Consider the following 25793-nt stretch of genomic DNA (forward strand, 5'->3'; position numbering starts at 1 on the left):
GCCCAGGCCGACGGCGCCCTCTGCACAACTGCGGCAGCTGGCCATCACCCGGGCGCCGGCTTCCCGTCCGCAGCACCTCCGACACTGACCGTGAAGGCGGCCCCGTGCCCCCATAACTCTCGCGCAAACGATGGAAGCTGGTTTGAAGATGAATGGTTTCACACGCCGACAGATGTTCAAGGCCATGGCGGTCACGGCGGGCGCAGTGACACTGGGCACCGGCGCGCGCGTCGCAGGGGCCGCCCCCGGCACGGAGATCCGTGTGCTCTCGATCAACACCTGGCTCAACGGAACGAGTGTGTCGGGCGGCTTGAGCATGGTCGCGGACATCGTCACCGCCACGCGCGCAAACGTGGTGATCCTCACGGAGTCGAACAGCAGTGCAACAAACTCGGTGGCGACCAGGCTGACCAACGCCGGCACAAAGTTCCATGCGGCGACCGCGTCCGACTGCGGAATCCTCTCGCAGTTCCCGATCTCCGAGTCCTCCAGCCTGGGCTGGGTGACCAAGACCGTCATCACCGTCGACGACACTCAAATTGCCACGTATGCAGCGCATTTGAACTACAAGTACTACGCCACCTACCTCCCCCGAGGGTACGGGCCGGGCAGTGATTCGGGCGAGTTCTCCCAGTACGGCTGGAACAAGATGCCGGCGCCCGTCACCGATGTCACAACGGTCCAGCGCGTCAACATCAATTCCGGTCGACCCCAAGCCATCACGAACTTCATCAACGATGCGGCGCTGGAGCAGGCCAAGGGACGTTCGATCATCCTGGGTGGAGACTTCAACGAACCGTCCCACCTGGACTGGACCGACGCAGCCAAGACCCTGTTCGACCACAACGGTGTCGTCATTCCGTGGGAATCGACGCGACGCCTCGAACAGGCCGGTTTCGTCGACGCCTACCGCAGCAAGTACCCGAACCCGGTGACCCATCCCGGCTTCACCTGGCCCTCGGACAACCCGGCCAAGTCACCGTCGCAGATCACCTGGGCACCGGCCGCCGACGAGCGCGACCGCATCGACTACATCTTCACCGACAGCGCCTCGAAGCTGCAGTTGGCCGAGGCCGGCATCGTCGGGCCTCGGTCGACCATCGTGCGCAACCAGCGAGTGACCGAGACCAGCCAGGACAACTTCATCGCCTCGCCGACCTCGTGGCCGACCGACCACAAGGCGGTTCTCGCGGTCTACCAGATCGACACCACGACCCCGGACGCCGAGACCACCACCACCGTCGCGGCTCCCGACTCGGTCAAGAACGGCACCGAGGCGACCCTGACTGCGAACATCGACCCGGCCGCGCAGGGGGGAACCGTCCAGTTCCTCGACGGCACAACGCCTCTCGGCGAACCGGTCGAGGTCACGGACGGCACGGCCTCGATCACCCACACCTTCGGCACCGACGGCGCGCACGCGATCATCGCGGTGTTCTCCGGCTCGCCGGGCTTCCTCGGCTCCACCTCCGAGGTCAAGGCCGTCAACGTGAGCACCGACGCCATCGTCACCACCGTGGCAATGACGAGCCCAGACAAGGCGTTCGTCGACCAGGAGGTGAACCTGCACGCACAGGTGAGCCCCGCAGTACAGGGCGGCACCGTCGAGTTCACCGTCGACGACGGTGACAAGGTCACCGGCACGGTCGGCACCGACGGTGTCGCGGCCGCACCGTACAAGTTCACCACCGCCGGCGCCCACAGCGTGATCGCCCGCTACTCCGGCACCACCGGCACCGAGACCTCGGTCGCCCCCGCATTCCAGGTCGACGTCACCGTCGCACCCCCGACCGACGTCCAGACCACCACCACGCTCGACCCCGTCGGCACCGTCGAGAAGGGCGCCCCGGTCACCCTGCGCGCCAAGGTCGACCCGGCCAACGCCAACGGCACGGTCCAGTTCAAGCTCGGCGACACCCCGCTCGGCGGTCCCGTGACGGTGTCGAACGGGTCCGCGACGCTGGCTACCACGTTCGCGGCCTCGGGCACGTTCAGCGTGACGGCGGAGTTCGTTGCGGGGAACGGCTTCGTCGACTCGGCGTCGGCGCCGCAGACGCTGACCGTTCCCGGCACGGTCGACCCGGGTACGCCCGGCGGAATGGGCAGCTTGGAGGGCCGCTTCGGCTCCTGACCTGTGGAAGGGCGCGCCGGCAGGCCGACCGACCTGCCGGACGCCTACACCGGCGCCGAACTCGACGGTCACGCCAGACCGGCGCGTAGGCCCGCCGACTGCCTCGCCCACCGCGGCGGTGACGATGTACGCGCGGGTGAACAGGGGCCGCTAGGGTCGAGCCATGGCACAGCCCGAGAGTGAACGCGCCCCGGGCGCCGGGGTGGCGGTGTGGCCGGGGGCCGCATATCCGCTCGGCGCCACCTACGACGGCGCCGGCACCAACTTCTCGCTGTTCTCCGAGGTCGCCGACGCGGTGGAGCTGTGCCTGATCGCCAAGGACGGCACCGAGACCCGGGTGCCGCTCGAGGAGGTGGACGGCTTCGTCTGGCACGCATACCTCCCCTCGGTCACCCCCGGACAGCGGTACGGGTACCGCGTGCACGGACCGTTCGAGCCGGCTGACGGACACCGGTGCGACCCCGCCAAGCTGCTCCTCGACCCCTACGGCAAGGCCTTCGACGGCCACTTCGCCGGCGACGCATCGCTGCACACGTTCGGTGCGGACACCCTCGGCCACACCATGACCACGGTGGTGATCAACCCGTTCTTCGACTGGGCGTCGGACCATCCGCCGAGACGGCCGTACCACGAGACGGTGATCTACGAGGCGCACGTGAAGGGCATGACCGCCACCCACCCCGGGGTCCCGGCGGAACTGCGCGGCACCTACGCGGGGCTCGCACATCCGGTGATCGTCGACCACCTGCGCAGTCTCGGCGTCACCGCGATCGAGCTGATGCCGGTGCACCAGTTCCTCCAGGACCAGGTACTGCTCGACCAGGGATTGCGGAACTACTGGGGATACAACAGTTTCGGGTTCCTCGCGCCGCACGCCGAGTACGCGTCCGCGGCCAAGCCCGGCGCGACCGTCTCCGAGTTCAAGGCCATGGTCCGTACCTTCCACCAGGCCGGCATCGAGGTGATCCTCGACGTGGTCTACAACCACACCGCCGAGGGCAACCACCTCGGCCCGACAATCAACTTCCGGGGCATCGACAACGCCGCGTACTACCGGCTCGTCGACGACGACAAGTCGGTGTACATGGACTACACCGGGACCGGCAACAGCCTCAACGCCCGGCACCCGCACACCCTGCAGCTGATCATGGACTCGTTGCGCTACTGGGTGATCGAGATGCACGTCGACGGCTTCCGCTTCGACCTCGCGTCCACCCTGGCCCGTGAACTGCACGACGTCGACCGACTGTCCGCGTTCTTCGACCTGGTCCAGCAGGACCCGGTGGTCAGCCAGGTCAAGCTCATCGCCGAGCCCTGGGACATCGGCGAGGGCGGCTACCAGGTCGGCAACTTCCCGGGGCTGTGGACGGAGTGGAACGGCAAGTACCGCGACACCGTCCGCGACTACTGGCGCGGCCAGCCGGCGACGTTGGGCGAGTTCGCGTCCCGGCTGACCGGGTCCTCGGACCTGTACGAGGCCACCGGCCGACGCCCCGGCGCGTCCATCAACTTCGTCACCGCGCACGACGGCTTCACCCTCGCGGACCTGGTGTCCTACAACGAGAAACACAACGAGGCCAACGGCGAGGGCAATCAGGACGGCGAGAGCCACAACCGGTCCTGGAACTGCGGAGCGGAAGGCCCCACCGACGACCCGCAGATCCTGGAACTGCGTGCCCGCCAGCGCCGCAACCTGCTGGCCACCCTGATGCTGAGCCAGGGCACCCCGATGCTCACCCACGGCGACGAGATGGGCCGGACCCAGCGCGGCAACAACAACGTGTACTGCCAGGACTCGCCGCTGTCGTGGATGGACTGGTCACTGGCTGAGACGAATTCGGACCTGGTCGAGTTCACCCGCCGGGCGGTCGCGCTGCGCACCGCGCACCCGGTTTTCCGGCGCCGCCGGTTCTTCGAGGGCCTGCCGATCCGGACCGGCGGACAGGCACGTGACATCGCGTGGCTGACGCCGGCGGGCGTCGAGATGACCCCCGCGGACTGGGACAGCGGATTCGGCAAGTCGCTGGCCGTGTTCCTCAACGGCGAGGGCATCCCGGAGCCGAACCAGCGCGGCGAGCGGGTCGTCGACGACTCGTTCCTGCTGTGCTTCAATGCCCACGACGAGGAGATCGAGTTCACCACCCCCGACGACGGCGCCGAGGCCCACTGGGTGGTGGCCCTGGACACCGCCAGCCCGACCGGGGCGTCCGAGACGGTGCTCGGCGCCGGCTCGTCGTTGAAGCTGCCGTCCCGGTCGCTGGCCGTCCTGCGCCGGCGGGCATGAGCGTGCGGCCTGTCACCTCGACCTACCGGCTCCAACTGCGACCGGACCGCTTCACCCTCGACGACGCGCGCGAGTTGGTGGGCTACTTCGACGATCTCGGCGTCTCGCATCTCTACCTGTCCCCCGTCCTCACCGCCGTCGCGGGCTCCACACACGGGTACGACGTCGTCGACCCCACCTCGGTGTCCGCCGCGCTCGGCGGGCGCGGCGCGCTCGAGGCACTCTCCGCCGCCGTCCGGGCCCGCGGCATGGGCCTGGTCGTCGACATCGTCCCCAATCACATGGGCGTCGGCCACCCGCGGCAGAACGCCTGGTGGTGGGACGTGCTGAGGCACGGGCGGGCGTCCCGGTACGCGCGCTACTTCGACATCGACTGGGACGCAGGCGAGGGCCGGCTGGTGCTGCCGGTGCTCGGCGACGAGGACGAACTCGACGGCGCCACGGTCGAATGGTCCGGCCCGGAGCCGCTGCTGGCCGTCGGCGGGCAGCGCTTCCCGGTCGCCGACGGCACCGACGCGGGCACCGGCAGGCAGGTGCACGACCGCCAGCACTACCGCCTGGTCGACTGGCGGTCCGGCCGCTGCGGATACCGCCGGTTCTTCACCGTCAGCGAACTGGCCGCGGTGCGCCAGGAGGACCCGGAGGTCTTCGAGGCCACCCACGCCGAAATCCGGTCGTGGGTGGCGGACGACCTGATCGACGGCTTGCGGGTCGACCACCCGGACGGCCTCACCGATCCGGTCGGCTATCTCGCGCGGTTGCGCGCCCTGCTCGGGCCCGACCGCTACCTGGTGGTGGAGAAGGTCCTCGGCCCGGCCGAGACCCTGGACCCGGCGCTCCCGGTCGACGGGACCACCGGCTACGACGCGCTGCGCGAGCTCGGCGGCGTGTTCGTCGACCCCCGCGGCGAGCCGGGACTGACCGCGCTGACCCTGGCCCGCACCGGGCAGGCCGGCGACGCCTCCTGGCTGCACGCGCAGGAGCGGGCGCTGAAGCGGGAGGTGCTCGGCACCGCGCTGCGCGCCGAGGTCGGCCGGCTGGTGCGGGTCCTCTGCGCGGGGCCGACAGACACGACGGTGACAGAGTCACTCGTCGAACTTGTTGCGGCGGTTCCGGTCTACCGAGCCGACTACCCGGGCTCGTCCGGAATGCTGGGGCGGGTGGTCGCCGAGGTCGCCCGGGCGCGCCCCGAACTCGCCCCCGCCCTCGACCGGATCTGCGGCGAACTGCTGCGCTCCACCGAGGCCCCCGGCAGGTTCGCCCAACTGTGCGGCGCGGCAACGGCGAAGGCCGTCGAGGACCGTCTGTTCTACCGCGCCGCCCGCCTGGTGTCACTGCAGGAGGTCGGCGGCGACCCGGCCCGCTTCGCGGTCTCGACGGCCGAGTTCCACCTGGCGCAGGCCGAGCGGGCGCGGCGGTGGCCCGCGGCCATGACCACCCTGTCCACCCACGACACCAAGCGCGGCGAGGACGTGCGCGCCCGGATCGGGGTGCTCTCGCAGGTCCCGCAGCTGTGGGCGCGGTGCGTCGCGGACTGGGAGGGCCGCGCACCCAGCCCCGAGGACGCCGGGCTCTTCCTGTGGCAGAACCTCTTCGGCGTGTGGCCGGAGGACGGTGCGGTCACGACCGGCCTGCGGACCCGGATCCACGGCTACGCCGAGAAGGCGCTGCGGGAGGCCGCCGTGAACACCGCGTGGGACCGCGTCGACGAGCACTACGAGCGACGGGTGCACGCCTGGCTCGAGCGGGTCTTCGACGGCCCCGTCGCGAACTCGATGAGCGTGCTGGTCCGCGAACTGGCCGTCCACGGCCGCGCCGACGCCCTGGGACAGAAACTGTTGCAGCTGTGCGGTCCCGGTGTCCCCGACGTGTACCAGGGGTCCGAGTTCCACGACGACTCGCTGGTCGATCCCGACAACCGGCGGCCGGTGGACTACGTGGCTCGGGTACGGGCGGCCGGCGTGCTCGCGGCCACGCCGCCCGGCGGCGTGAGCGGGTCCGACATCGGCGCCGACCAGACCAAGCTGTGGGTGACCCGGACCGCCCTGCGCCTGCGCCGCGAACGGCCGGACAGCTTCGTCGGCGGCGACTACCACCCGGCACGTGCGGTGGGGCCGCTCGCCGCACACCTCGTCGGGTTCACCCGTGGGGCACCGGGTCTGGCGCCCGACGTGCTCGTGCTCGCCACCCGGCACGGCGCCACCCGGCCGGGTGGCGGCTGGCGCGGGACCACCATCACGCTGCCGCCTGGAACCTGGGTGGACCGGCTCACCGAGGTCCCCTACAGCGGGAGCCTGTCGGCGGCCGAACTGGGCCTTCCGGTGGCCCTGCTGGTTCGCGACTGACCACCGATCCGGACAACTGTCCACCCAGCGAGAACATCCCGCGGCCCCAGTCCGACGTTCGGTAGCTTGGGCCACACCCAACGGACACGAGCTGCACGGAGGCACACACAATGGCATCGAACGACAGGTTCGAAGGCAAGGTCGCATTCATCACCGGCGCGGCGCGCGGTCAGGGCCGGGCCGAGGCGGTCAAGTTCGCCTCGGAGGGCGCGGACATCATCGCCCTCGACGTGTGCAAGAAGCTCGACTCCACCGCCTACGAGGGCGCCACCGAGGAAGACCTGGCCGAGACGGTCCGCCTGGTCGAGGAGCAGGGCCGCAAGATCGTCGCCACCAAGGCCGACGTGCGCGACTTCGACGCCGTCTCCGCCGCACTGGACGCCGGCGTCGAGGCCTTCGGCCGGCTCGACTACGTGGTCGCGAACGCGGGCATCTGCTCGGCCAACCTGTCCTGGGAGATCACCCCGGAGCAGTGGCGCGAGACCATCGACGTCAACCTGACCGGCGTCTTCTTCACCTGCAAGGCCGCCATCCCGAAGCTGATCGAGCAGGGCGAGGGCGGGTCCATCGTCATCACCAGCTCGGTCTCCGCGCTCACGGGCGCGTCCTTCTTCGGCCACTACGTGGCCAGCAAGGCCGGCGTCGCGGGCCTGACCCGGACCATGGCCAACGAGCTGGGCATGCACAAGATCCGCGTCAACAGCGTGCACCCGTACGGCGTCAACACCGGCATGATCATGACCGACGTGGTCCCGCTGATGGGCCAGTTCGCCGACACCCTCGCCCCGACGTTCATGGCGTCGCTGCCCTACGGCTTCAGCGAGCCCGAGGACGTCGCGAACGTGGTCGCCTTCCTGTCCTCCGACGAGGCGCACCACATCACCGGCATCAACATGCCGATCGACCTGGGCAACGCCGCGCGCTGACCCCAGTCGTCACGACGGCGGGCGCACACCGGTATCCGGTGCGCGCCCGCCGTCGTTTGCAGAGCCGGCTTTCGAACCTACCGGCCGAGCGCGACGAGCACCTGGGTCTTGCCCAGCACGGTCTGTCCCGCGCAGGTCACGGAGAGGTCGATCCGGGCGGTGCCGGCGTCGGGGTCGACACGTCCGACCTTGGCGCTGATCTCGATGTTCGCGCCGGTCTTCGGGTCCACGACGACGGGGCGGGTGAACCTGGTCTCGTAGCTGACGATCTTCGCCGAGTCGCCGAGCCAGTCGACCACACACTGCAGACCCAGCCCGGTGGTGAGCATGCCGTGCGCGAGCACGCCGGGCAGGCCGGCCTCCGCGGCGATGTCGTCGCGGTAGTGGATCGGGTTGAAGTCGCCGGAGGCGCCCGCGTACCGCACCAGCGTGTCCCGGGTCAGTGTGTGGGCGGCCTTCGCGACGACGTCGCCGGGGGTGAGTGTGCCGAGAGTCGGGGCGGTCATGCGTCGTCTCCTCGGGTGAGAATGGTGGAGGTGATGGTCGCGACGTGACTGCCCGCGCTGTCACGGATGTCGCTGTCGATGCCGAGGATCGCGTTGCCGGCCCGCTCGGTGACCGAGGTGATGGTCAGCACGGCGGTGAGCTCGTCCCCCGCCACGATCGGCCGGCTGAAGACCGCCTTCTCGGTGGCGTGCACCACGCGGGTGGGATCCAGCCCGGTGTTGGGCGCCGCGACCAGCTGGGCCAGGGCCCGCTCCTGGATCACCACGGTGAAGGTCGGCGGCGCGACGAGGTCGGCGTGACCGGCGGCGCGGGCCGCGTCGACGTCGACATTGGTCGGGCTGGTGGCGGAGACCGCGCGGGCGAACTCGCGGATCTTCTCCCGGCCGACGAGGTACGGGGCGGTCGCCGGGAAGACACGACCCTGCAGGTTTGGATTCAGTGGCACCCGCGACACCCTACCGACCGTCCAGTCGCCGACCGGCCGTTCCGGCGGATTGCCCGGGTGACGGACCGGCGTCGACACCCCTGTCGCGACGCGATCGTCGCGGTGCCGAGGCGACGCACGCCAGCTCCAGCCCGGCACCCGCACCACGCGTCAGGCATGCTGGAGACATGGCTTCCGTGCACAACTTCGAGGTCTGGGCGCCCCTCCCGCGACGGGTCGGGCTGCACCTGGACGGCACGCTGCATCCCATGTCGCGCGACGCCGACGGCTGGTGGCGAACCGCCCTCCCGGCCGACCAGGACAGCCGGTACGGCTTCGTCCTCGACGACTCCGAGACCGTCCTGCCCGACCCACGTTCGCCGCGCCAACCCGACGGCGTACACGCGCCGTCGCAGCTGCACACCCTCGACCCCGGGGCGTGGACAGACGGGGGCTGGACCGGCCGCCAGCTCGCCGGCAACGTCGTCTACGAACTCCACGTCGGCACCTTCACCCCGGAGGGCACCTTCGACGCCGCGGCGCGACGCCTGGACCACCTCGTCGAACTCGGCGTCGGCTTCGTGGAACTGATGCCCGTCAACGCCTTCAACGGCGAGCACAACTGGGGGTACGACGGCGTCCTCTGGTACGCGGTACACGAGGCCTACGGCGGCCCGGACGGCCTGCAGCGCCTGGTGGACGCCTGTCACCGCCGCGGCCTCGGCGTCCTCCTCGACGTCGTCTACAACCACCTCGGACCGTCCGGCAACTACCTCGACCGCTTCGGTCCGTACCTGTCGGACACCGCGACCCCGTGGGGCCGTTCGGTGAACCTCGCCGGGCCGTCGTCGGACGAGGTCCGCCGGTACATCGTCGACAACGCCCTGCGCTGGATGCACGAGTTCCACCTCGACGGCCTCCGGCTCGACGCCGTGCATGCGCTCGAGGACCGCACCGCCACGCACCTGCTCGAGCAGCTCGCCGTCGAAACCCACACCCTGTCAACGCATCTGCGACGACCACTGACCCTGATCGCGGAGAGCGACCTCAACGACCCCACCCTCGTCACGTCCCGCTCCGCGGGCGGCTACGGCCTCGACGCGCAGTGGAACGACGACATCCACCATGCCGTGCACGCCGCCGTCTCCGGTGAACGGCAGGGCTACTACGGCGACTTCGGTTCGCTGCAGGGCCTGGCGAACACGTTGCGGCAGGGCTTCTTCCACGCCGGCACCTACTCCAGCTTCCGCGGTCGCCTGCACGGCCGCCCCCTCGACGTGCGCCGCACGCCGGCCAGCGCGCTGCTCGCGTACACCTGCACCCACGACCAGATCGGCAACCGCGCCACCGGCGACCGCCCCGGGCACTACCTCTCCCCCGGCCAGCTGGCCGTCAAGGCGGCGCTGATCCTCGGGTCGCCGTACACGCCGATGCTGTTCATGGGCGAGGAGTGGGGCGCGAGCAGCCCGTTCCAGTTCTTCACCTCGCACCCCGAGCCGGAACTGGCCCGGGCCACCGCGCTCGGCCGCGCCGGCGAGTTCGCCGACCACGGCTGGGACAGCGCCGACATCCCCGACCCGCAGGACCCGCAGACGTTCCTGAGGTCCAAGCTGGACTGGAACGAACTGGGCCGCCCGCCGCACGCGGCGCTGCTCGACTGCTACCGCAAGCTCATCGACCTACGCGCCCGGCGCACCGAGCTCACCGACCCGTGGCTCGAGCACCTGGCCGTCGACTACGACGAGGAGCGGCGCTGGATCGTGCTGCACCGCGGCGGCCTCCGGGTGGCGTGCAACCTCGGCCCGGAACCGGTGACCGTCCCGGTCGGCGGCCGCCCACTGGTGTGGTGGGAGCCGCCCAGCCAGGACGAGACCGGCGCGGCGACCGTACTCCCGGGGCACTCCTTCGCGATCCTCGACGCGGGTCGCGTCCGTGAAGCTGACGCGGGCCGCGTCCGTGAAGCTGACGCGGGCTAGCGCGAGCGCATCATCCGGAACACCAGCACCGCGTTGGCGAGCAGCACCACGGCGGTCGCCAACGCCGCCACGTGCATGCCGTCGACGAACGCCGACTGCGCGGCATCGAGGACCTGCGTGCCGATCTCGGCCGGGGCCGACTGCGCGTAGGCCACCGCACCGCCGAGGGTGTCGTGGGCGGCGGCGCCGGCCTCCGCGCTCAGCGCGGAAACGTCGAGTCCGCGCCGGTAGATCGCCATCACGACGCTGCCCAGGACCGCCACGCCCAGCGCGACACCCAGCTCGTACGCGGTCTCGGACACCGCCGAGGCGGCACCCGCCCGTTCCGGTTCCACCGCGCCGACCACCAGGTCGGAAGTGAGCGTCAACGCCATGCCGACACCGGCCCCGGCCAGCATGAAGCCGACCACGAACATTCCGGCACCGCCGTCGACCCGGAGGAACGTCAGGATCGCGGCGCCGAGCGCGGACATCATCAGGCCGACGGTGAGCACCGTGCCCGGCTGCCAGCGCCGGACGAACCACGCCGCCAACAGCGCGAACACCATGCTCATCGCGGTTCCGGGCAGCATCAGCAGCCCGGCCTGCAGCGGCGAGTTGCCGAGTACCAGCTGCAGGTACTGCGAGCCGAAGAACAGCACACCCGCCATCGCGAAGATCGACAGCAGATTGGTCAGCACCGCCGTCGAGAACGCGGGCCGCGCAAACAGGCTCAGGTCCACCATCGGGTCCGAGAGGACCCGCTGACGATGCACGAAGGCGAATCCGGACGCCAGGCCCACCAGAGCGGCCACCGCGTAGGTCACGCTCGGCCCGTGCACCACCGTCTCCTTGACCGCGTAGACCAGCGGCACCAGGGTCAGGATCGACAGGCCGGCGCTGGGCAGGTCGAACCGGCCCGGGTTCGGGTCCTTCGACTCGGGGATCACGATCGGCCCCAACACGATCAGCGCCAGCATCACCGGGATGTTCACCAGGAACACCGAACCCCACCAGAAGTGCTCGAGCAGCCAGCCGCCCACCAGCGGGCCGGCCGCCGCGCCACCGCTGGCCATCGCGCCCCACACCGCGATCGCGGTGGTGCGCTGACGCGGGTTGACGAACATGGTGCGGATCAGGCCGAGTGTTGCCGGCATCAGGGTGGCGCCGGAGATGCCCTGCAGCACCCGCGCCGCGATCAGCATCTCGGGGCTCGCCGACCAGGCGGCGATGAGCGAGGCGATGCCGAATCCGGCGGCGCCGATCAGCAGCAGGCGACGGCGCCCGACCCGGTCGCCGAGGGTGCCCATGGTGATGAGCAGGCCGGCGAGCACGAAGGAGTAGACGTCGATGATCCAGAGCAGTTCGTTGCCGGTCGGCGCGAGGTCGGCGCTGATGAACGGCAACGCCAGGTCGAGGACCGTCGCGTCGACCGAGATCAACAGCACGGCGAACGCGAGCACGACGAGGCCGACCCAGTCGCGCGCGGTCGCCCGCACTTCGAGCGGGCTCTCCTGCAGGCGGTTGTCCGTGCGGACAGACACGATTTCTCCCAGTGGATGTCGTAGCGATTGATACGGCCACCGCGACCCGGATGGACTAAACCGTCCAGCCGGTACAGTTGCCCATCCAGATTAACAGTGAACCGTCCGGCCGGTACAGTGATGTTCGTGACAGGAACCATCGACCCCGCCGCGCCCAGCACCCGCGACCGCATCCTCGACGCGCTCGAGAAGTTGCTGCTCGACCGCGGGTTGTCGCACATCACCCTCGAGGCGGTCGCGGCCGCGGCCGGCGTCTCCAAGGGCGGACTGCTCTACCACTTCCGCAGCAAGGACGCCCTGATAGCGGGCATGGTCCGGCGCCTCGGCGAGCGGTCCGACCAGCAACTCGCCGAGTCCGGCCGCTCGGTGGCCGAGTGGTACCTGCAGACGATGGACGCGAGCAGCACCAACGAACTGGCCCTGTTCCAGTCCACCATCGCGGCACTGCGCAGCGTCGACGGCCAGCCGGGCGAGATCCAGCAGGCCGTCATCGAGATGATGCGGGCCTGGGACGACGGCCTGCGCGCCGAGATCGACGACCCGGTCCAGGCCGAGATCGTCCGCCTCGCCGGCGACGGCATCTACCTCGCCGCCCTGATGGGCCTCCCTCAGCCCGACCCGGAGCTGCACCGGAAGGTCGTGGACCGGCTGCTCGGGCGCAGGGCGACCGACTAGATCGACTAGATCGACTCGGAGCATCGTCGGCAGCGGCTTCGCCCTCACCACCAACTGACACCCCGCAGCACCCGATGCCCCGCAGCCCGCMCCCGGGCTGCGGGGCGTTCGGCTGTCAGGCCAGCGCGCGGACGACCGCCTCGAGCACGTCGAGCGCATCACCGAGCAGGTCGTCACCGATCACCAGCGGCGGCAGCAGCCGGATCACGTTGCCGTAGGTGCCGCAGGTGAGCAGGATGACGCCCTGGTCGAGTGCCCTGGCCGCGACCGCCCTGGTGAGCTTCGGATCCGGCTCGGCGCCACCGGGTTCGACGAATTCCATCGCCAGCATCGCGCCGCGACCGCGGACGTCGCCGACCGCGTCGCACTCGGCGGCGAGCGCACGCAGCCTGGGCAGCGCGATCGCCTCGATGCGGCGGGCCCGCGCCGGCAGGTCATGCGTCCGCATGAAGTCGATCGCGGCCAGGGCCGCGGCGCAGGCAACCGGGTTGCCCCCGTAGGTGCCGCCGAGCCCGCCGGGGTGCACCGCGTCGAGCAGGTCGGCCCGGCCGGTGATCGCGGCCAGCGGCAGGCCACCCGCGATCCCCTTGGCCATGGTGACGATGTCGGGCACCACGTCCTCGTGCTCGCTGGCGAACCACCTGCCGGTGCGGGCAAACCCGGTCTGCACCTCGTCGGCGACGAACACCACGCCGTTGGCCTGTGCCCACTGCGCCAGTGCCGGCAGGAATCCCGGTGCGGGAACGATGAACCCGCCCTCCCCCTGAATGGGCTCGAGGACGATCGCGGCCACGCTGTCGGCGCCGATCTGCTTGTCGATCCGGCTGATCACCCGGCGCGCGGCCCGCTCGCCGGTGAGCCCGGGCTCGTCGCGGAACGGGTAGGACATCGGCATCCGGTAGATCTCCGGGGCGAACGGACCGAAATGCGCCTTGTACGGCATCGACTTCGCGGTCAACGCCATCGTCAGGTTGGTCCGCCCGTGGTAGGCGTGATCGAACGCGACGACGGCGGCGCGGCCGGTGGCGAGCCTCGCCACCTTGACCGCGTTCTCCACCGCCTCGGCGCCGGAGTTGAACAGCACCGACCGCTTCTCGTGCTCGCCCGGGGTCAGCGCCGCCAGTTCCTCGGCGACCCGCACGTAGCCCTCGTACGGGGTGACCATGAAGCAGGTGTGCGCGAAGTGCGCGACCTGTTCCGAGACCGCCTGCGCGACCGCGGAATTGGAGGCGCCGACGCTTGTGACCGCAATGCCCGCGCCCAGGTCGAGGAGTGAGTTGCCGTCCACGTCGACCACCACGGCGCCGTCCGCGTCGGCGGCGTACACCGGAACGCTGGACCCGACCCCTGCCGCCACCGCCGCCCGCCGCCGCACGTCGAGGGCTCGCGACCGCGGACCCGGAATCTCGCTGACCAGTTCGCGCCGCTGCGGCAGTCGGTACCGGAGTTCCGTCATCGCGCCGCCCGGATCAGCCGTTCCCGCCGCGCAACACCACCGTGTTCGCGTCGATGTCGACGCGCACCCGCGGCGGCGCCGCGTCGCCCGCATCCTCGCGGTGCATCAGCGCGCTCTGCCGCTGCTCGAACTCGTGCAGCTTGGAACCCTGGAACAGGGCGGTGACCTCTTCGAAACCCGTTGCCGCGACCGTCGCGCCGCCGCGCCGCCGGGTCCAGGGCAGCGCCCGGCCGCCGGTCATCCGGTTCCACAGGGTCTCCGCGAAGGCGAGCGCGACCAGCAGGACCACCAGCCCCGGGATCGTCATCGCGAACAGCGCGCCCATGACAGCCGAGTCTAGTGCCCGCTAGGTCAGGTAGCGGTACGCCGGCGAACCCGGCTCGAGCTGCTCGACGTGCATGCGCGAGTCCGCCATCCGCTCGAGCAGCGACGGCAGCCCCGACGCCGCGCCGAGTTGGATTCCGACCAGCGCCTCGCCGGTTTCCCGGTTGTTGCGCTTGACGTACTCGAACAGGGTGATGTCGTCGTCCGGGCCGAGCACCTCGTCGAGGAACCTGCGCAGCGCGCCCGGCTCCTGCGGGAAGTCCACGAGGAAGTAGTGCTTGAGCCCGAGGTGGACCAGGGACCGCTCGAGGATCTCGCCGTAGCGCGAGACGTCGTTGTTGCCACCCGAGATCAGGCACACGACGGTCGAACCCGGCTCGACGTTGACGTGGCGCAACGCCGCCACCGACAGCGCACCCGACGGCTCGGCGATGATGCCCTCGTTCTGGTAGAGCTCGAGCATCGATGTGCAGACCGCGCCCTCGTCGGTGTGGATCATCGCGAACGTGCCCTCGCCCGGCACCCCGGAGCGCGGCTGCGCCACCAGCGGCAGCGACCCGTGCGAGACCACACCCGCGCCGAGGGCCGACATCACCTGGAACGGCAGGTTCCCGATCCGCCGGACGGCCGTGCCGTCGACGAAGGGGTCGATCTCGGGCAGGGTGACCGGTGCGCCCGCGACCAGTGCCGCGGTCATCGACGCCGCACCGCTCGGCTCGACACCGACGATCGCGGTGTGCGGGGACCGCTCGTGCAGGTAGGTGGCGATTCCGGCGATGAGGCCGCCGCCGCCCACCGGCACGATCACCGTGCCGAGCTCGGTGCCGAGCTGCTCGAGGATCTCCGCGGCGATGGTGCCCTGGCCCGCCGCCGTGCGGGGGTCGTCGAACGGCGGCACGAGCGTCGCACCGGTGCTCCGCACGTCCTCGTCCGCCGCGGCCGCGGCCGCGTCGTAGGTGTCCCCGATCGCGATCAGTTCGACGAACTCGCCGCCGTGCGCGCGGATCCGGTCCCGCTTCTGCCGGGGGGTGTTGGCCGGCACGTAGATACGGCCGCGGATGCCCATCGTCCGGCAGGCGTACGCGACGCCCTGCGCGTGGTTTCCGGCGCTGGCGCAGACCACACCGGCGGCGCGTTCCTCCGCGTCCAGCTGGACGATCAGGTTGTAGGCGCCGCGCAGCTTGAACGAGCGCACCACCTGCAGGTCCTCGCGCTTGAGGTACACCTTGGCTCCGATGAGCTCCGACAGTCGCGGGCTCAGCTGCAGCGGCGTGGCTTCCACCACGCCGGAAATTCGCTTGGCGGCGGCGTCGATTTCGCGCGCGTCGAGCGGCGCGGCCTTCAGGTCAGCGAGTTCGGGCGAGTTGGACACCCAATTATGCTGCCACTTCGCCGCCCGGGCCGCGTACCCGCCCCGCTCGAGCACGCGGATCGAACTGTGACGGGCGCGGAATGTTCCGCAGATTCGACTTCGCCATCCGCACCGCCTCGCCCACCCCGCCGTTCATCACCATCCACGACATCGCGAGCGCGAAACCCTTGACCTGGCCGCCGGTGATGGTCGGCGGGAGCGAGAGCGCCGGCGGGTCGGTCAACACGTCCACCAGCGCCGGGCCCGGGTGGTCCCGCGCCGCCCGAAGCCCGGTCTCGACGGCTCCCGGCTCCTCGACCCGCACGGAGAAGATCCCCAGTGCCCGCGCGACAGCGGCGTAGTCGACGGGCGGTACGCAGCATCGCCAGCCCACCGTCGGAAGTACTCGGTGCCGATCTGGGTGCTGGGGATGTGCGAGGCGATCGCCAGCACGGGCGCCCCCGACCGATTCGCGTCGTAGAGCCCGTTTGGCAGGTGCAGGTTGCCGGGACCGCAGGAACCGGCACACACCGCGAGCTCCCCGGTGAGCTGCGCGTCCGCGAAGGCGGCCGCCTCCTCGTGCCGGACGTGGATCCAGTCGATGCCGCCCGCCCCGGACCCGCCGGTGCGGCGCACCGCGTCGACGATCGGGTTGAGGCCGTCACCGACGATGCCGTAGATCCGCCGCACGCCGGCGGCCACGAGCTGCTCGACCAACTGGTCAGCGACCGTCTTCCGCGCCATGACAACCTCTGCGCCGGCACAAACTCGGGTGCCGGTGGAACTGGCCAACTGCGGAGAACGGCCTTACTGCGGGGTGAGCACGAAGACCGGGATCTGGCGATCGGTCTTCTTCTGGTACTCCGCGTAGTCGGGCCACGCCGCGACGGCGCGCTCCCACCACACCGCCTTCTCGTCGCCGGTGACCTCACGTGCACTCATGTCCTTCTTGACCGGGCCGTCCTGCAGTTCCACGTGCGGGTCCGCGACCACGTTGTGGTACCAGACCGGGTGCGTCGGCGCGCCGCCGAGCGAGGCCACGACGGCGTACTCGCCGTCGTGCTCGACCCGCATCAGCGGGCTCTTGCGGAGCTTGCCGGACTTGGCGCCCTTGGTCGTGAGGATGACGACGGGCTTGCCCTGCATCTCCGTCCCCTCCGTACCGCCGGAGCGTTCGTAGAGATCGACCTGGTCGGCGGCCCATTCGCTCGGACTGGGTTCGTACTCACCGGTGAGAGGCATGCGGTCCAGTCAACACCCGCGCCCTCGTCGACGCAGTGCGACACGTGAGATTCGCAACTCGAACTGAAAAGTTCGTTGACCCGAACTCGAGATTCCACGTAGCCTGATCCCATGACCACCGTCGACCGCATGCTCGCGCCGCGCTCCGGCGCGCCGCGCAGCGCGCACACCGTCGACCTGGCCGGCACCGCCTGGCCGCTCTACAAGCTCGAGGCCCTGGCGGTCGGCGTGCTGGTGTTCGTGGTGATCCTGGCGACGACGGCAACCCTGCAGCCTGCCGTCCTCGCGGCCGCCGCCGCGACGGTGACCGCGTGGTGGGTCCGTCGGGCCTACTGGGCCCGCGTCCGGGACTGACACCCGCCAGCCCCGGCCCGGCCCCTCAGCCCCTCAGCCCCTCAGCCCCTCAGGCTGTCAGACCGTCAGGCAGTTCGAACCGAGCAGCGCCTTCAGGTCGCCCATCAGTGCGGACGACGGCTCCACCCGCAGGCTGTCGTCCAGCTTGAGCATGGTGATCCGGTCCCCACTGATCAGCCGCAGGTGGACGTCCGAGGTGCCCGGGTGGCGGGTCAGCACCTGCTTGAGCGCCCCCACCTTCTCGGGGGTGCACAGCCGCGTCGGCAGGCTCACCGCGACCGGCTTCGCCACGCCGACCGCCGACAGGTCCGGCACCGCGAGGTCGTTGCCGATCAACGACATCCGGTCGTCCCGGATCGACACCCGCGCCTTGACCAGCACGATGGAGTCCTCGGCGATGTCCATGCCGTACACCGCGTACGCCTGCGGGAAGAACAGCACCTCGATGCCGCCGATGAGGTCCTCCAGCTGGATGATGCACCACAGCTGGCCCTTCTTGTTCACCCGTCGGTCCACCGAGGCGACGATGCCGCCGATGGTCACCTGCGCGCCGTCCTTGACCTCGCCCTCGAGAATCGAGGCGATCGAGGTGTCGGACTGCTGCCGCAGGATGTGCTCGACCCCGTTGAGCGGGTGCCCGGAGACGTAGAGCCCCAACATCTCCCGCTCCAACGCCAGGCGGTGCTTGGTGTCCCACTCCTCGTCCGGGACCTTGATCGCGAACACCGAGGACAGTGACTCGTCCCCGCCGCCGGCATCCCCGAACAGGTCGAACTGACCGACCGCCTCGGCCTTCTTGGTGCCCAGCACCGAGTCGATGGCGTCGGTGTGGACCAGGAACAGGCCCTTGCGCGGGTGCCCGAGCGAGTCGAACGCACCGGACTTGATCAGGGACTCGGTGACCTTCTTGTTGCAGGCGATCACGTCGATCTTGTTGAGGTAGTCGGAGAAGTCGGTGTACTTCGACTTCTCGTTGCGCGCCTTGATGATCGAGGCCACCACGTTGGCACCCACGTTGCGCACCGCGCCCATGCCGAAGCGGATGTCACTGCCCACGGAGGCGAAGTTGACCGCGGACTCGTTGACATCCGGCGGCATGACGGTGATGCCCATCTTCCGGCAGTCCGCGAGGTAGATCGCGGACTTGTCCTTGTCGTCGCCGACCGAGGTGAGCAGGCCGGCCATGTACTCGGCCGGGTAGTTGGCCTTGAGGTAGGCGGTCCAGTAGGAGACGAGTCCGTACCCGGCGGAGTGCGACTTGTTGAACGCGTAACCGGCGAACGGGAGCACGGTGTCCCACAGCGCCTTGATTGCCTTGGCGCCGAACCCGTTTTCCAGCATGCCCGCCTCGAAGCCCTCGAACTCGGCCTCGAGCACCGACTGCTTCTTCTTGCCCATGGCGCGGCGCAGGATGTCTGCTCGTCCGAGCGAGTAGCCGGCCACCTTCTGGGCCAGCTGCATGATCTGCTCCTGATAGATGATCAGGCCGTACGTCTCCGAGAGGATCTCCCTGAGGGGTTCCTCCAGCTCGGGGTGGATCGGGCTGACTTCCTCCAGGTTGTTCTTCCGCTTGGCGTAGGAGGTGTGCGCGTTCATGCCCATCGGGCCGGGACGGTACAGCGCGAGGGCGGCGACGATGTCGCCGAAGCCGGTCGGCTGCATCAGCTTCAGCAGCTCCCGCATGCCGCCGCCGTCGAGCTGGAACACGCCGAGCGTGTCCCCGCGCGAGAGCAGCTCGTAGGTGGCCGGGTCGTCCATCGGCAGCGAGTCCAGGTCCAGGTCGATGCCCCGGTTCGCCTTGATGTTCTCGAGCGCGTCGCCGATCACCGTGAGGTTCCGCAGGCCCAGGAAGTCCATCTTGAGCAGGCCGATGTCCTCACACGACGGGTAGTCCCAGCCGGTGATGATGGCGCCGTCCTGCGCGCGCTTCCAGACCGGGATCGCGTCGGTCAGCGGCTCGGAGGACATGATCACCGCGCAGGCGTGCACGCCCGCGTTGCGGATCAGGCCCTCGAGGCCCTTGGCGGTCTGGTAGATCTTCGCGATGTCCGGGTTGGAGTCGATCAGCGCCCGGACCTCGACGGCCTCCTTGTAGCGCTCGTGCTCCGGGTCGGTGATGCCGGACACCGAGATGTCCTTGGCCATGATCGGCGGCGGCAGCGCCTTGGTGATCTGGTCCGCGATGGCGAACCCCGGCTGGCCGAACTGGACGCGGGCCGAGTCCTTGATCGCGGCCTTCGTCTTGATGGTGCCGAACGTGATGACCTGCGCGACGCGGTCGCTGCCCCACTTCTCCGTGGCGTAGCGGACCATCTCGCCGCGGCGTCGATCGTCGAAGTCGATGTCGATGTCCGGCATCGAGACGCGCTCGGGGTTGAGGAACCGCTCGAACAGCAGCCCGTACGGGATCGGGTCGATGTTGGTGATGCCCATGGCGTAGGCGACCAGCGAACCGGCGGCACTGCCACGGCCGGGGCCGACACGGATCCCGACCTCCTTGGCGTGGTTGATGAGGTCGCCGACCACCAGGAAGTAGGCCGGGAAGCCCATCTCGTTGATGACGTCGATCTCGTAGTCGGCCCGGTCCAGGTACTCCTGCGGCGGGCCACCCGGGAAGCGGCGGTCGAGGCCTTCGAGCACCTCCTTGCGCAGCCAGCTGGCCTGGGTCTCGCCCTCCGGTACCGGGAAGATCGGCATCCGGTCGCGGTGCTTCCACACGTCGTCGTAGGGCTGGATGCGCTCGGCGATCAGCAGGGTCGAGTCGCAGGCACCGGGCACCTCGTCGTCCCAGATCGCGCGCATCTCCTCGGCAGACTTGAGGTAGTAACCGTCGCCGTCGAACTTGAACCGGGTGGGATCGCTGAGCGTCTTACCGGTCTGGATGCACAGCAGCGCCTCGTGGTTCTCCGCGGCGTCCTTGGTGACGTAGTGGCAGTCGTTGGTCGCCAGCGGAGGGATGCCCAACTGCTTGCCGATGTGCAGCAGACCCTCGCGGACCCGGCGCTCGATGGACAGCCCGTGGTCCATCAGTTCCAGGAAGAAGTTGTCCTTGCCCCAGATCTCCTGCCACTTGGCGGCGGCCTCGAGTGCCTCGCGGTCGTGGCCCAGGCGCAGCCGGGTCTGCACCTCGCCGGAGGGGCAGCCGGTGGTGGCGATGATCCCCTCGTGGTGCTCGGCGATGATCTCCTCGTCCATCCGGGCCCACTTGCCGAGCTGGCCCTCGATCGAGGCCCGCGAGGACAGCTTGAACAGGTTCCGGACGCCGGTCGCGTTCTCCGCGACCATCGTCATGTGGGTGTAGGCGCCGCTACCGGAGACGTCGTCCGACTTCTGGCTGCGGTCGCCCCACAGGACACGCTTGGTGTTGAACCGCGACTCCGGCGCGATGTACGCCTCGATCCCGATGATCGGGGTGATGTCGTGCTTCTTGGCCTCGTTGTAGAACTCGCTCGCCCCGAACATGTTGCCGTGGTCGGTCATGCCGACCGCGGTCATCCCGAGCCGCTGAGCCTCCTTGAACAACGGCGCGACCTTCGCCGCGCCGTCGAGCATCGAGTACTCGGTGTGATTGTGCAGGTGAACGAACGAGTCAGCCACGCGCGCCTCTCCGTGCTCGGGTCGCCTTCGATGTTCGTACGTGCCAGACCAGGTGCGACCGGGGAATGACTGGAAGCGCTCTGAGTGTAGGCGGTCACCCCGACAGCTCCATCTCCCCCGCGCCGCGGTGTGAGCCAACCCTCGGCGTGGTGCGGCGCGGCCACGACAACCCGGCAGGCGATACTGGCCGCATGGCCACCCCGGAGACCACCGACGCGACCGCGACGACCAGCCCCGAACCGCCGCCGCGACGCCGCGGGCGGCGGTGGCCCTGGGTGTTGGGCGTCCCCGTCGCGCTGGTCGCTGCGACCGCGCTGGCCGTTGCCGTCAACCCCTGGCCCGGCACCCTCGCGGTGCGCTTCGTGTTCGACCGCGGCGCGGCGGAGGTGACCACCGCGCTCGAGAAGCACGCACCCGGCGGTGTCGACTCGCTCACCGACCAGCAGTACCGCGGCGGCGACTCGGACGCCTTCCTGGACGTCTACTACCCCGACCGGGTCGCCGGCACCGCCGACGCGCTGCCCACCGTGATCTGGACCCACGGCGGCGCCTGGGTCTCCGGCGACAAGAGCAACTACGCCACGTACTACGAGCTGATCGCCTCGCAGGGCTTCACGGTGATCTCGCTCGGCTACTCGCTCGGACCGGGGCACACCTACCCGACCGCGGTGAACCAGCTCAACGACGCGCACGCCTACGTGGTCGCCAACGCAGAGCGGCTGCACGTCGACCCGAGCCGGATCGTGCTGGCCGGGGACTCCGCGGGAGCGCAGCTGTCGAGCCAGCTCGCCACCCTGGTTACCAACCCGGACTACGCCCGCGACCTCGGCATCACCCCGTCGCTACGGCCGGAGCAGCTGCGCGGCGTGGTGCTCAACTGCGGCATCTACGACGTGAACCGGATGGTCGGCGGTTCTGGCATCGTCGGCTGGGGAGCCGACGAGTCGATCTGGGCGTACACCGGGACCAAGGACTTCGCGGACTCGACCGCCGTGCAGCAGATGTCGACGCTGAACCACGTGTCCGACCGGTTCCCGCCCGCGTACATCGCCGGCGGAAACGGCGACCCGCTGACCGACAAGCAGTCCAAGCCGCTGGCCGAGAAGCTGGGCGGTCTCGGCGTCGACGTCACCACGGTGTTCTACCCGGCCCGACCACGAGCCGTCGCTGCCGCACGAGTACCAGTTCGATCTGGACAACGAGGACGGCACGCGCGCGCTCGAGTGGACCGTCGAGTTCCTGAAGGCGCACACCGCGCCCTAGCTGTGGTTCCCTGGCAGGTTGCGAACAGCGTGGGATCGGCGGCAAGAAGCCCGCCGACCGCGTCGGTGTCCACAGCGTCCCCGGGTACGACCGAGCTGCGAGACTGTCCGTGCGGCCGCCGTACGGCGTGACACCGCGCACAGACGGAAGGAACCACCATGACCGATGTCGGCGAGAACTCGAGGGCGCCGCGCGCCCGTGCGCGATGGCGGCGGCTCGCGTTGTTCGGGCTCGCCGTCCCGGCGGTGACCGCGGCGGCGGGCGTGCTGGTCGCCCGCAGCACCCCGCGGCCGGTCACCAAGGCGGTGCGCTGGGCCTTCGAGTTGGACGCGGCCCGCGTCACCAAGGCGCTCGGCGCGCACGAGCCGTCCGGGATTGCCCGTGCCCTGGACCAGCCGTACCGGGTCGGTGACCCCGATGCCCGACTCGACGTCTACTTCCCCGAGTCGGCCGACGGCCCGCTGCCGACGGTGGTCTGGACCCACGGCGGCGGCTGGATCTCCTGCCACAAGACCGACTTCGCGCCCTACTACCGGCTGCTCGCGGCCGCCGGCTTCACCGTGGTCTCGCTCGACTACTCACTCGGCCCGGACCAGACCTATCCCACCCCCGTACGCCAGCTCAACGACGCGCACGCCTACCTGGTCGCGAACGCCGAACGGCTGCACGTGGACCCGACGCGGATCGTGCTGGCGGGCGACTCGGCCGGGGCCCAGCTCTCGAGCCAGCTCGCGGCGCTGATCACCAACCCCGACTACGCCCGCGAGGTCGGCATCACCCCCGCGCTGCGCCCCGACCAGCTGCGCGGCGTCGTGCTCAACTGCGGTGTCTACGACATGTCGAAGGTGGTCGGCGGGCCGGGAATCCTCGCCCGCGCGATGGACCAGTTGGCGTGGTCGTACATCGGCACCAAGCACCTGCGCGGCTCCGCCGCCGTGGCGCAGATGTCCACGATCCGGCACGTGACCGACCAGTTCCCGCCGGCCTACGTCAGCGGAGGCAACGCCGACCCGCTCACCGACACCCAGTCGGTGCCGCTCGCCGAGACACTGCGCGGGCTCGGGGTGGACGTCACCACGGTCTTCTACCCGCGCGACCACAAGCCGGCGCTCGGCCACGAGTACCAGTTCAAGCTGGACAACGAGGACAGCAGGCGGGCGTTGGAGCTGACCGTCGAGTTCCTGCGCAAGCACACCGAACAGGACTGACCGCGCGGGGCGGCCCTCACCGGCCGGGCACCTCGCCGTCGTCCGGGCCCGGGGCCACGGTCTCGGTCTGCCCGGGCAGCAGCGGGACCACGGCAAAGCGGCCGAACACGGCGTCCGCGGGCAGCGCCTCGACGGACCGCACCCCCGGGGTGGCCGCGAGCGCACGCAGCGCCTCGGGGTCACCGCGGACGGTCAACCCGACCACGCAGGCGCAGTCGGCGGACAACCGCGCCGCGGAGACCGCGTCGATCTGGGCCTGCCGGTCCCATTCGCCGGCGCTGCCCTGCATCCGGCCGGCCGCCACGGCCGCGGCACGGGCCGCGGACCGCTCGCCGGCGACCCCGACCACGACGAGCGGGGTCTGGACTCGGTCCAGCGGGACCCGGAACAGCAGTTCCGAGACCCGCACCCCGGCCGCCAGCCGGTAGGCGTCGGGTGCCGTGCGTTCGGTCGTCAACGACACCAGCGCCCAGTGCTCGGCGGTGGCGGTGCCCGTGTCCAGGTCGGCGAGGCCGGCCGCGGCCCGGTCCAGGTACTGCGCCACCGGTTCGCCGGAGTCCGGGCCGAGCCGGTCCGTGGCGACGGGCGGGCGTTGTGGCGGGTTCAGCACGCCGAGCACCACCACGAGCGCCACCAGCGCAAGGACGCAGCCGGCGGTCGCCGCCGACCGCGTCCGGTCACGCACGCCGCAGTACTTCGAGGGCGTGCTGGAGGTCCTTCGGGTACTCGCTGGTGATCTCGATCCACCGGCCGTCCGCCGGGTGCGCGAAGCCGAGCTGCCGGGCGTGCAGCCACTGCCGCTCGAGACCGAGCCGCTCCGCGAGCCGCGGGTCGGCGCCGTAGGTCAGGTCCCCACAGCAGGGATGGCGCAGCGCCGCAAAGTGCACCCGGATCTGGTGGGTGCGGCCGGTCTCGAGGTGGACGTCGAGCAGGCTGGCCGCCTGGAACGCCTCCACCGTGTCGTAGTGCGTGACGCTGGGCTTGCCGTCCGCGGTGACCGCGAACTTCCAGTCGTTGCTGCGGTGCCTGCCGATCGGCGCGTCGATGGTGCCGCTGCTCGGGTCCGGATGACCCTGGACCAGGGCGTGGTACCGCTTGTCGATGGTGCGCTGCTTGAACGCCCGCTTGAGCACCGTGTACGCCCGCTCACTGGTCGCCACCACCATCACCCCGGAGGTGCCGACGTCGAGTCGGTGCACGATGCCCTGACGCTCGTGCGCACCGGAGGTGGAGATGCGGTACCCGGCCGCGGCCAGGCCGCCGACCACGGTGGGCCCCGTCCAGCCGACGCTCGCGTGCGCGGCGACACCGACAGGCTTGTCCACCGCGACGATGTCGTCGTCGGCGTACAGGATGTTCATGCCCTCGACCGGCTGGGCCTCGACGGTCAGCGGGCGTGCCGGCTCCGGCAGCTCCACCTCCAGCCAGGCGCCCGACGGCAGCCGGTCGGACTTGCCGACCGCCGAGCCGTCGATCAGCACCGCGCCCTCGTCGGTGAGAGCCGCCACCGCGGTCCGGGACAGTCCGAGCAGCCGGGCCAGACCGGCGTCGACCCGCATGCCCTCCAACCCGTCGGGCACCGGCATCGATCGTGTCTCGCGCATCAAGAATTCCCCTCGGGTGCGTCGGCGTCGCTGCCGTCCGACGCGTTGGTGTGTGCCGTGTGGTCACCACGGGTGCCGTCCGGGTTCAGCCCGAACAGCGTGAGCGCGACCAACAGGATCGCGCCGCAGACGATCGCCGAGTCGGCGACGTTGAACACCGGCCACCAGCCCACCGACACGAAGTCGACGACGTGGCCCTGCAGCGGTCCGGGCGCCCGGAACAGCCGGTCGATCAGATTGCCCAGCGCGCCGCCGAGCACCAGGCCCAGGCCCAGCGCCCACCACGGCGACCGCATCGTCCGGCCGATCTTGACGACGCCGATCACCACGCCGATCGCCACCAGGGTCAGCAGCCAGGTCATCCCGGTGGCCATCGAGAAGGCCGCACCGGGGTTGCGGATCAGGGTCAGTCGCACCACGTCGCCGACCACCTCGATCGGGTCGCCGGGATCGATGAACCGCACCGCGATGACCTTGGTCACCAGGTCCAGCACCAGGATCGTCGCGGCGATCGCCACCAGCATCCGCATCCGCAGCGGCGCCTGCGCGGCAGCTACTCCCCCCGCCGCTTCGCTCGCCCCGGCCCCGGGGTCCTCCGCTTTT

At 70.3% G+C, this 25793-nt stretch carries 21 protein-coding genes and 2 pseudogenes; 9 read left to right on the forward strand and 14 right to left on the reverse strand.

The window, feature by feature from the left end; translation table 11 throughout:
* The first annotated feature begins 172 nt into the window (after positions 1 to 172).
* The 4 genes from AC1DWC_RS18860 to AC1DWC_RS18875 all read left to right on the forward strand — a co-directional run bounded on the left by AC1DWC_RS18860 (position 173) and on the right by AC1DWC_RS18875 (position 7686).
* Positions 173 to 2131 carry an Ig-like domain repeat protein gene (locus AC1DWC_RS18860; RefSeq protein ID WP_477910453.1) on the forward strand — a complete coding sequence of 653 codons (1959 nt, stop codon included), beginning with the start codon at positions 173 to 175 and terminating at the stop codon, positions 2129 to 2131.
* A 163-nt stretch (positions 2132 to 2294) separates the two neighbouring features.
* Positions 2295 to 4415, forward strand: coding sequence for a glycogen debranching protein GlgX (glgX, locus tag AC1DWC_RS18865; protein WP_477910455.1), 2121 nt, complete (start codon positions 2295 to 2297; stop codon positions 4413 to 4415).
* Positions 4412 to 6760 (forward strand): malto-oligosyltrehalose synthase, encoded by a 2349-nt coding sequence (gene treY, locus AC1DWC_RS18870; protein WP_477910457.1) that lies wholly within the window; start codon positions 4412 to 4414, stop codon positions 6758 to 6760. Before glgX ends, treY begins: the two co-directional genes overlap by 4 nt.
* Positions 6761 to 6870: 110 nt before the next feature.
* The gene (locus AC1DWC_RS18875) at positions 6871 to 7686 is read left to right on the forward strand and encodes a mycofactocin-coupled SDR family oxidoreductase (protein ID WP_072846237.1); all 816 of its coding nucleotides are present in this window, start codon (positions 6871 to 6873) and stop codon (positions 7684 to 7686) included.
* A gap of 77 nt (positions 7687 to 7763) precedes the next feature.
* Here AC1DWC_RS18875 and AC1DWC_RS18880 read toward each other — a convergent pair whose 3' ends face one another.
* Together AC1DWC_RS18880 and AC1DWC_RS18885 are read right to left on the reverse strand one after the other, a co-directional pair.
* A complete protein-coding gene (locus tag AC1DWC_RS18880) occupies positions 7764 to 8192 on the reverse strand; it encodes a MaoC/PaaZ C-terminal domain-containing protein (RefSeq protein WP_477910459.1) in 429 nt (142 codons plus the stop codon).
* Positions 8189 to 8638, reverse strand: a complete 450-nt coding sequence (locus AC1DWC_RS18885; protein ID WP_477910461.1) for an FAS1-like dehydratase domain-containing protein — start codon at positions 8636 to 8638, stop codon at positions 8189 to 8191. Before AC1DWC_RS18885 ends, AC1DWC_RS18880 begins: the two co-directional genes overlap by 4 nt.
* Positions 8639 to 8814: 176 nt before the next feature.
* Here AC1DWC_RS18885 and treZ point away from each other — a divergent pair, with 176 nt between their 5' ends.
* Positions 8815 to 10593, forward strand: coding sequence for a malto-oligosyltrehalose trehalohydrolase (gene treZ, locus AC1DWC_RS18890; RefSeq protein WP_477910511.1), 1779 nt, complete (start codon positions 8815 to 8817; stop codon positions 10591 to 10593).
* Here treZ and AC1DWC_RS18895 read toward each other — a convergent pair.
* Positions 10590 to 12116, reverse strand: coding sequence for an MFS transporter (locus tag AC1DWC_RS18895; RefSeq protein ID WP_477910463.1), 1527 nt, complete (start codon positions 12114 to 12116; stop codon positions 10590 to 10592). The two genes, treZ and AC1DWC_RS18895, sit on opposite strands and share 4 nt — an antisense overlap.
* 120 nt (positions 12117 to 12236) lie before the next feature.
* On the opposite strand from AC1DWC_RS18895, the gene AC1DWC_RS18900 reads away from it, so the two are divergent.
* Positions 12237 to 12791, forward strand: a complete 555-nt coding sequence (locus tag AC1DWC_RS18900; protein WP_477910465.1) for a TetR/AcrR family transcriptional regulator — start codon at positions 12237 to 12239, stop codon at positions 12789 to 12791.
* A 115-nt stretch (positions 12792 to 12906) separates the two neighbouring features.
* On the opposite strand, the gene gabT is transcribed toward AC1DWC_RS18900, so the two are convergent.
* The 7 genes and pseudogenes from gabT to AC1DWC_RS18935 form a co-directional block, all read right to left on the reverse strand.
* The gene (gene gabT, locus AC1DWC_RS18905) at positions 12907 to 14247 is read right to left on the reverse strand and encodes a 4-aminobutyrate--2-oxoglutarate transaminase (RefSeq protein ID WP_477910467.1); all 1341 of its coding nucleotides are present in this window, start codon (positions 14245 to 14247) and stop codon (positions 12907 to 12909) included.
* A gap of 13 nt (positions 14248 to 14260) precedes the next feature.
* The gene (locus AC1DWC_RS18910) at positions 14261 to 14572 is read right to left on the reverse strand and encodes a DUF6191 domain-containing protein (RefSeq protein WP_477910469.1); all 312 of its coding nucleotides are present in this window, start codon (positions 14570 to 14572) and stop codon (positions 14261 to 14263) included.
* Between the two features lie 21 nt (positions 14573 to 14593).
* The gene (gene ilvA / locus AC1DWC_RS18915) at positions 14594 to 15943 is read right to left on the reverse strand and encodes a threonine ammonia-lyase IlvA (protein ID WP_477844620.1); all 1350 of its coding nucleotides are present in this window, start codon (positions 15941 to 15943) and stop codon (positions 14594 to 14596) included.
* 4 nt (positions 15944 to 15947) lie between these two features.
* Positions 15948 to 16166, reverse strand: a complete 219-nt coding sequence (locus AC1DWC_RS18920) for a hypothetical protein (RefSeq protein ID WP_477910519.1) — start codon at positions 16164 to 16166, stop codon at positions 15948 to 15950.
* Between the two features lie 60 nt (positions 16167 to 16226).
* A pseudogene (locus AC1DWC_RS18925) lies at positions 16227 to 16316 on the reverse strand (hypothetical protein); the annotation flags it as partial.
* 2 nt (positions 16317 to 16318) lie between these two features.
* Positions 16319 to 16666 (reverse strand): annotated as a pseudogene (locus AC1DWC_RS18930) (thiamine pyrophosphate-binding protein); the annotation flags it as partial.
* Positions 16667 to 16729: 63 nt separating this feature from the next.
* Positions 16730 to 17164 carry a nitroreductase family deazaflavin-dependent oxidoreductase gene (locus AC1DWC_RS18935; RefSeq protein WP_477910471.1) on the reverse strand — a complete coding sequence of 145 codons (435 nt, stop codon included), beginning with the start codon at positions 17162 to 17164 and terminating at the stop codon, positions 16730 to 16732.
* Between the two features lie 111 nt (positions 17165 to 17275).
* Here AC1DWC_RS18935 and AC1DWC_RS18940 point away from each other — a divergent pair, with 111 nt between their 5' ends.
* Entirely contained in the window at positions 17276 to 17518 is a 243-nt protein-coding gene (locus AC1DWC_RS18940; protein WP_477910473.1) for a hypothetical protein, read from the forward strand.
* A 57-nt stretch (positions 17519 to 17575) separates the two neighbouring features.
* Here AC1DWC_RS18940 and dnaE read toward each other — a convergent pair whose 3' ends face one another.
* Entirely contained in the window at positions 17576 to 21115 is a 3540-nt protein-coding gene (gene dnaE, locus AC1DWC_RS18945) for a DNA polymerase III subunit alpha (protein WP_477910475.1), read from the reverse strand.
* Between the two features lie 191 nt (positions 21116 to 21306).
* Between dnaE and AC1DWC_RS18950 the strand changes: the two genes are divergently transcribed.
* Positions 21307 to 22509 carry an alpha/beta hydrolase gene (locus AC1DWC_RS18950; protein ID WP_477910477.1) on the forward strand — a complete coding sequence of 401 codons (1203 nt, stop codon included), beginning with the start codon at positions 21307 to 21309 and terminating at the stop codon, positions 22507 to 22509.
* 27 nt (positions 22510 to 22536) lie between these two features.
* A complete protein-coding gene (locus AC1DWC_RS18955) occupies positions 22537 to 23586 on the forward strand; it encodes an alpha/beta hydrolase (RefSeq protein ID WP_477910479.1) in 1050 nt (349 codons plus the stop codon).
* 16 nt (positions 23587 to 23602) lie between these two features.
* Here the strand turns inward: AC1DWC_RS18955 and AC1DWC_RS18960 are convergent, their stop codons facing one another.
* The 3 genes from AC1DWC_RS18960 to lspA are packed head-to-tail and all read right to left on the reverse strand — an operon-like array spanning position 23603 to position 25720.
* Positions 23603 to 24271: a hypothetical protein gene (locus tag AC1DWC_RS18960; RefSeq protein ID WP_477910481.1), complete on the reverse strand. Its 669-nt coding sequence runs from the start codon at positions 24269 to 24271 to the stop codon at positions 23603 to 23605.
* Positions 24264 to 25190, reverse strand: coding sequence for an RluA family pseudouridine synthase (locus tag AC1DWC_RS18965; RefSeq protein WP_477910483.1), 927 nt, complete (start codon positions 25188 to 25190; stop codon positions 24264 to 24266). The genes AC1DWC_RS18960 and AC1DWC_RS18965 overlap by 8 nt, the downstream gene beginning before the upstream one ends.
* The gene (lspA, locus tag AC1DWC_RS18970) at positions 25190 to 25720 is read right to left on the reverse strand and encodes a signal peptidase II (protein WP_477910513.1); all 531 of its coding nucleotides are present in this window, start codon (positions 25718 to 25720) and stop codon (positions 25190 to 25192) included. The genes AC1DWC_RS18965 and lspA overlap by 1 nt, the downstream gene beginning before the upstream one ends.
* Positions 25721 to 25793 lie beyond the last annotated feature (73 nt).

This window comes from Rhodococcus sp. P4_C10 (genome assembly GCF_056402135.1).

Coding starts and splice junctions, on each gene's coding strand:
- AC1DWC_RS18860 (WP_477910453.1), top strand. CDS start 173: ATGTTCAAGGCCATGGCGGTCACGGCGGGCGCAGTGACACTGGGCACC.
- glgX (WP_477910455.1), top strand. CDS start 2,295: ATGGCACAGCCCGAGAGTGAACGCGCCCCGGGCGCCGGGGTGGCGGTG.
- treY (WP_477910457.1), top strand. CDS start 4,412: ATGAGCGTGCGGCCTGTCACCTCGACCTACCGGCTCCAACTGCGACCG.
- AC1DWC_RS18875 (WP_072846237.1), top strand. CDS start 6,871: ATGGCATCGAACGACAGGTTCGAAGGCAAGGTCGCATTCATCACCGGC.
- AC1DWC_RS18880 (WP_477910459.1), bottom strand. CDS start 8,192: ATGACCGCCCCGACTCTCGGCACACTCACCCCCGGCGACGTCGTCGCG.
- AC1DWC_RS18900 (WP_477910465.1), top strand. CDS start 12,237: ATGTTCGTGACAGGAACCATCGACCCCGCCGCGCCCAGCACCCGCGAC.
- gabT (WP_477910467.1), bottom strand. CDS start 14,247: ATGACGGAACTCCGGTACCGACTGCCGCAGCGGCGCGAACTGGTCAGC.
- AC1DWC_RS18910 (WP_477910469.1), bottom strand. CDS start 14,572: ATGGGCGCGCTGTTCGCGATGACGATCCCGGGGCTGGTGGTCCTGCTG.
- AC1DWC_RS18935 (WP_477910471.1), bottom strand. CDS start 17,164: ATGCCTCTCACCGGTGAGTACGAACCCAGTCCGAGCGAATGGGCCGCC.
- AC1DWC_RS18940 (WP_477910473.1), top strand. CDS start 17,276: ATGACCACCGTCGACCGCATGCTCGCGCCGCGCTCCGGCGCGCCGCGC.
- AC1DWC_RS18950 (WP_477910477.1), top strand. CDS start 21,307: ATGGCCACCCCGGAGACCACCGACGCGACCGCGACGACCAGCCCCGAA.
- AC1DWC_RS18955 (WP_477910479.1), top strand. CDS start 22,537: ATGACCGATGTCGGCGAGAACTCGAGGGCGCCGCGCGCCCGTGCGCGA.
- AC1DWC_RS18965 (WP_477910483.1), bottom strand. CDS start 25,190: ATGCGCGAGACACGATCGATGCCGGTGCCCGACGGGTTGGAGGGCATG.
- lspA (WP_477910513.1), bottom strand. CDS start 25,720: ATGCGGATGCTGGTGGCGATCGCCGCGACGATCCTGGTGCTGGACCTG.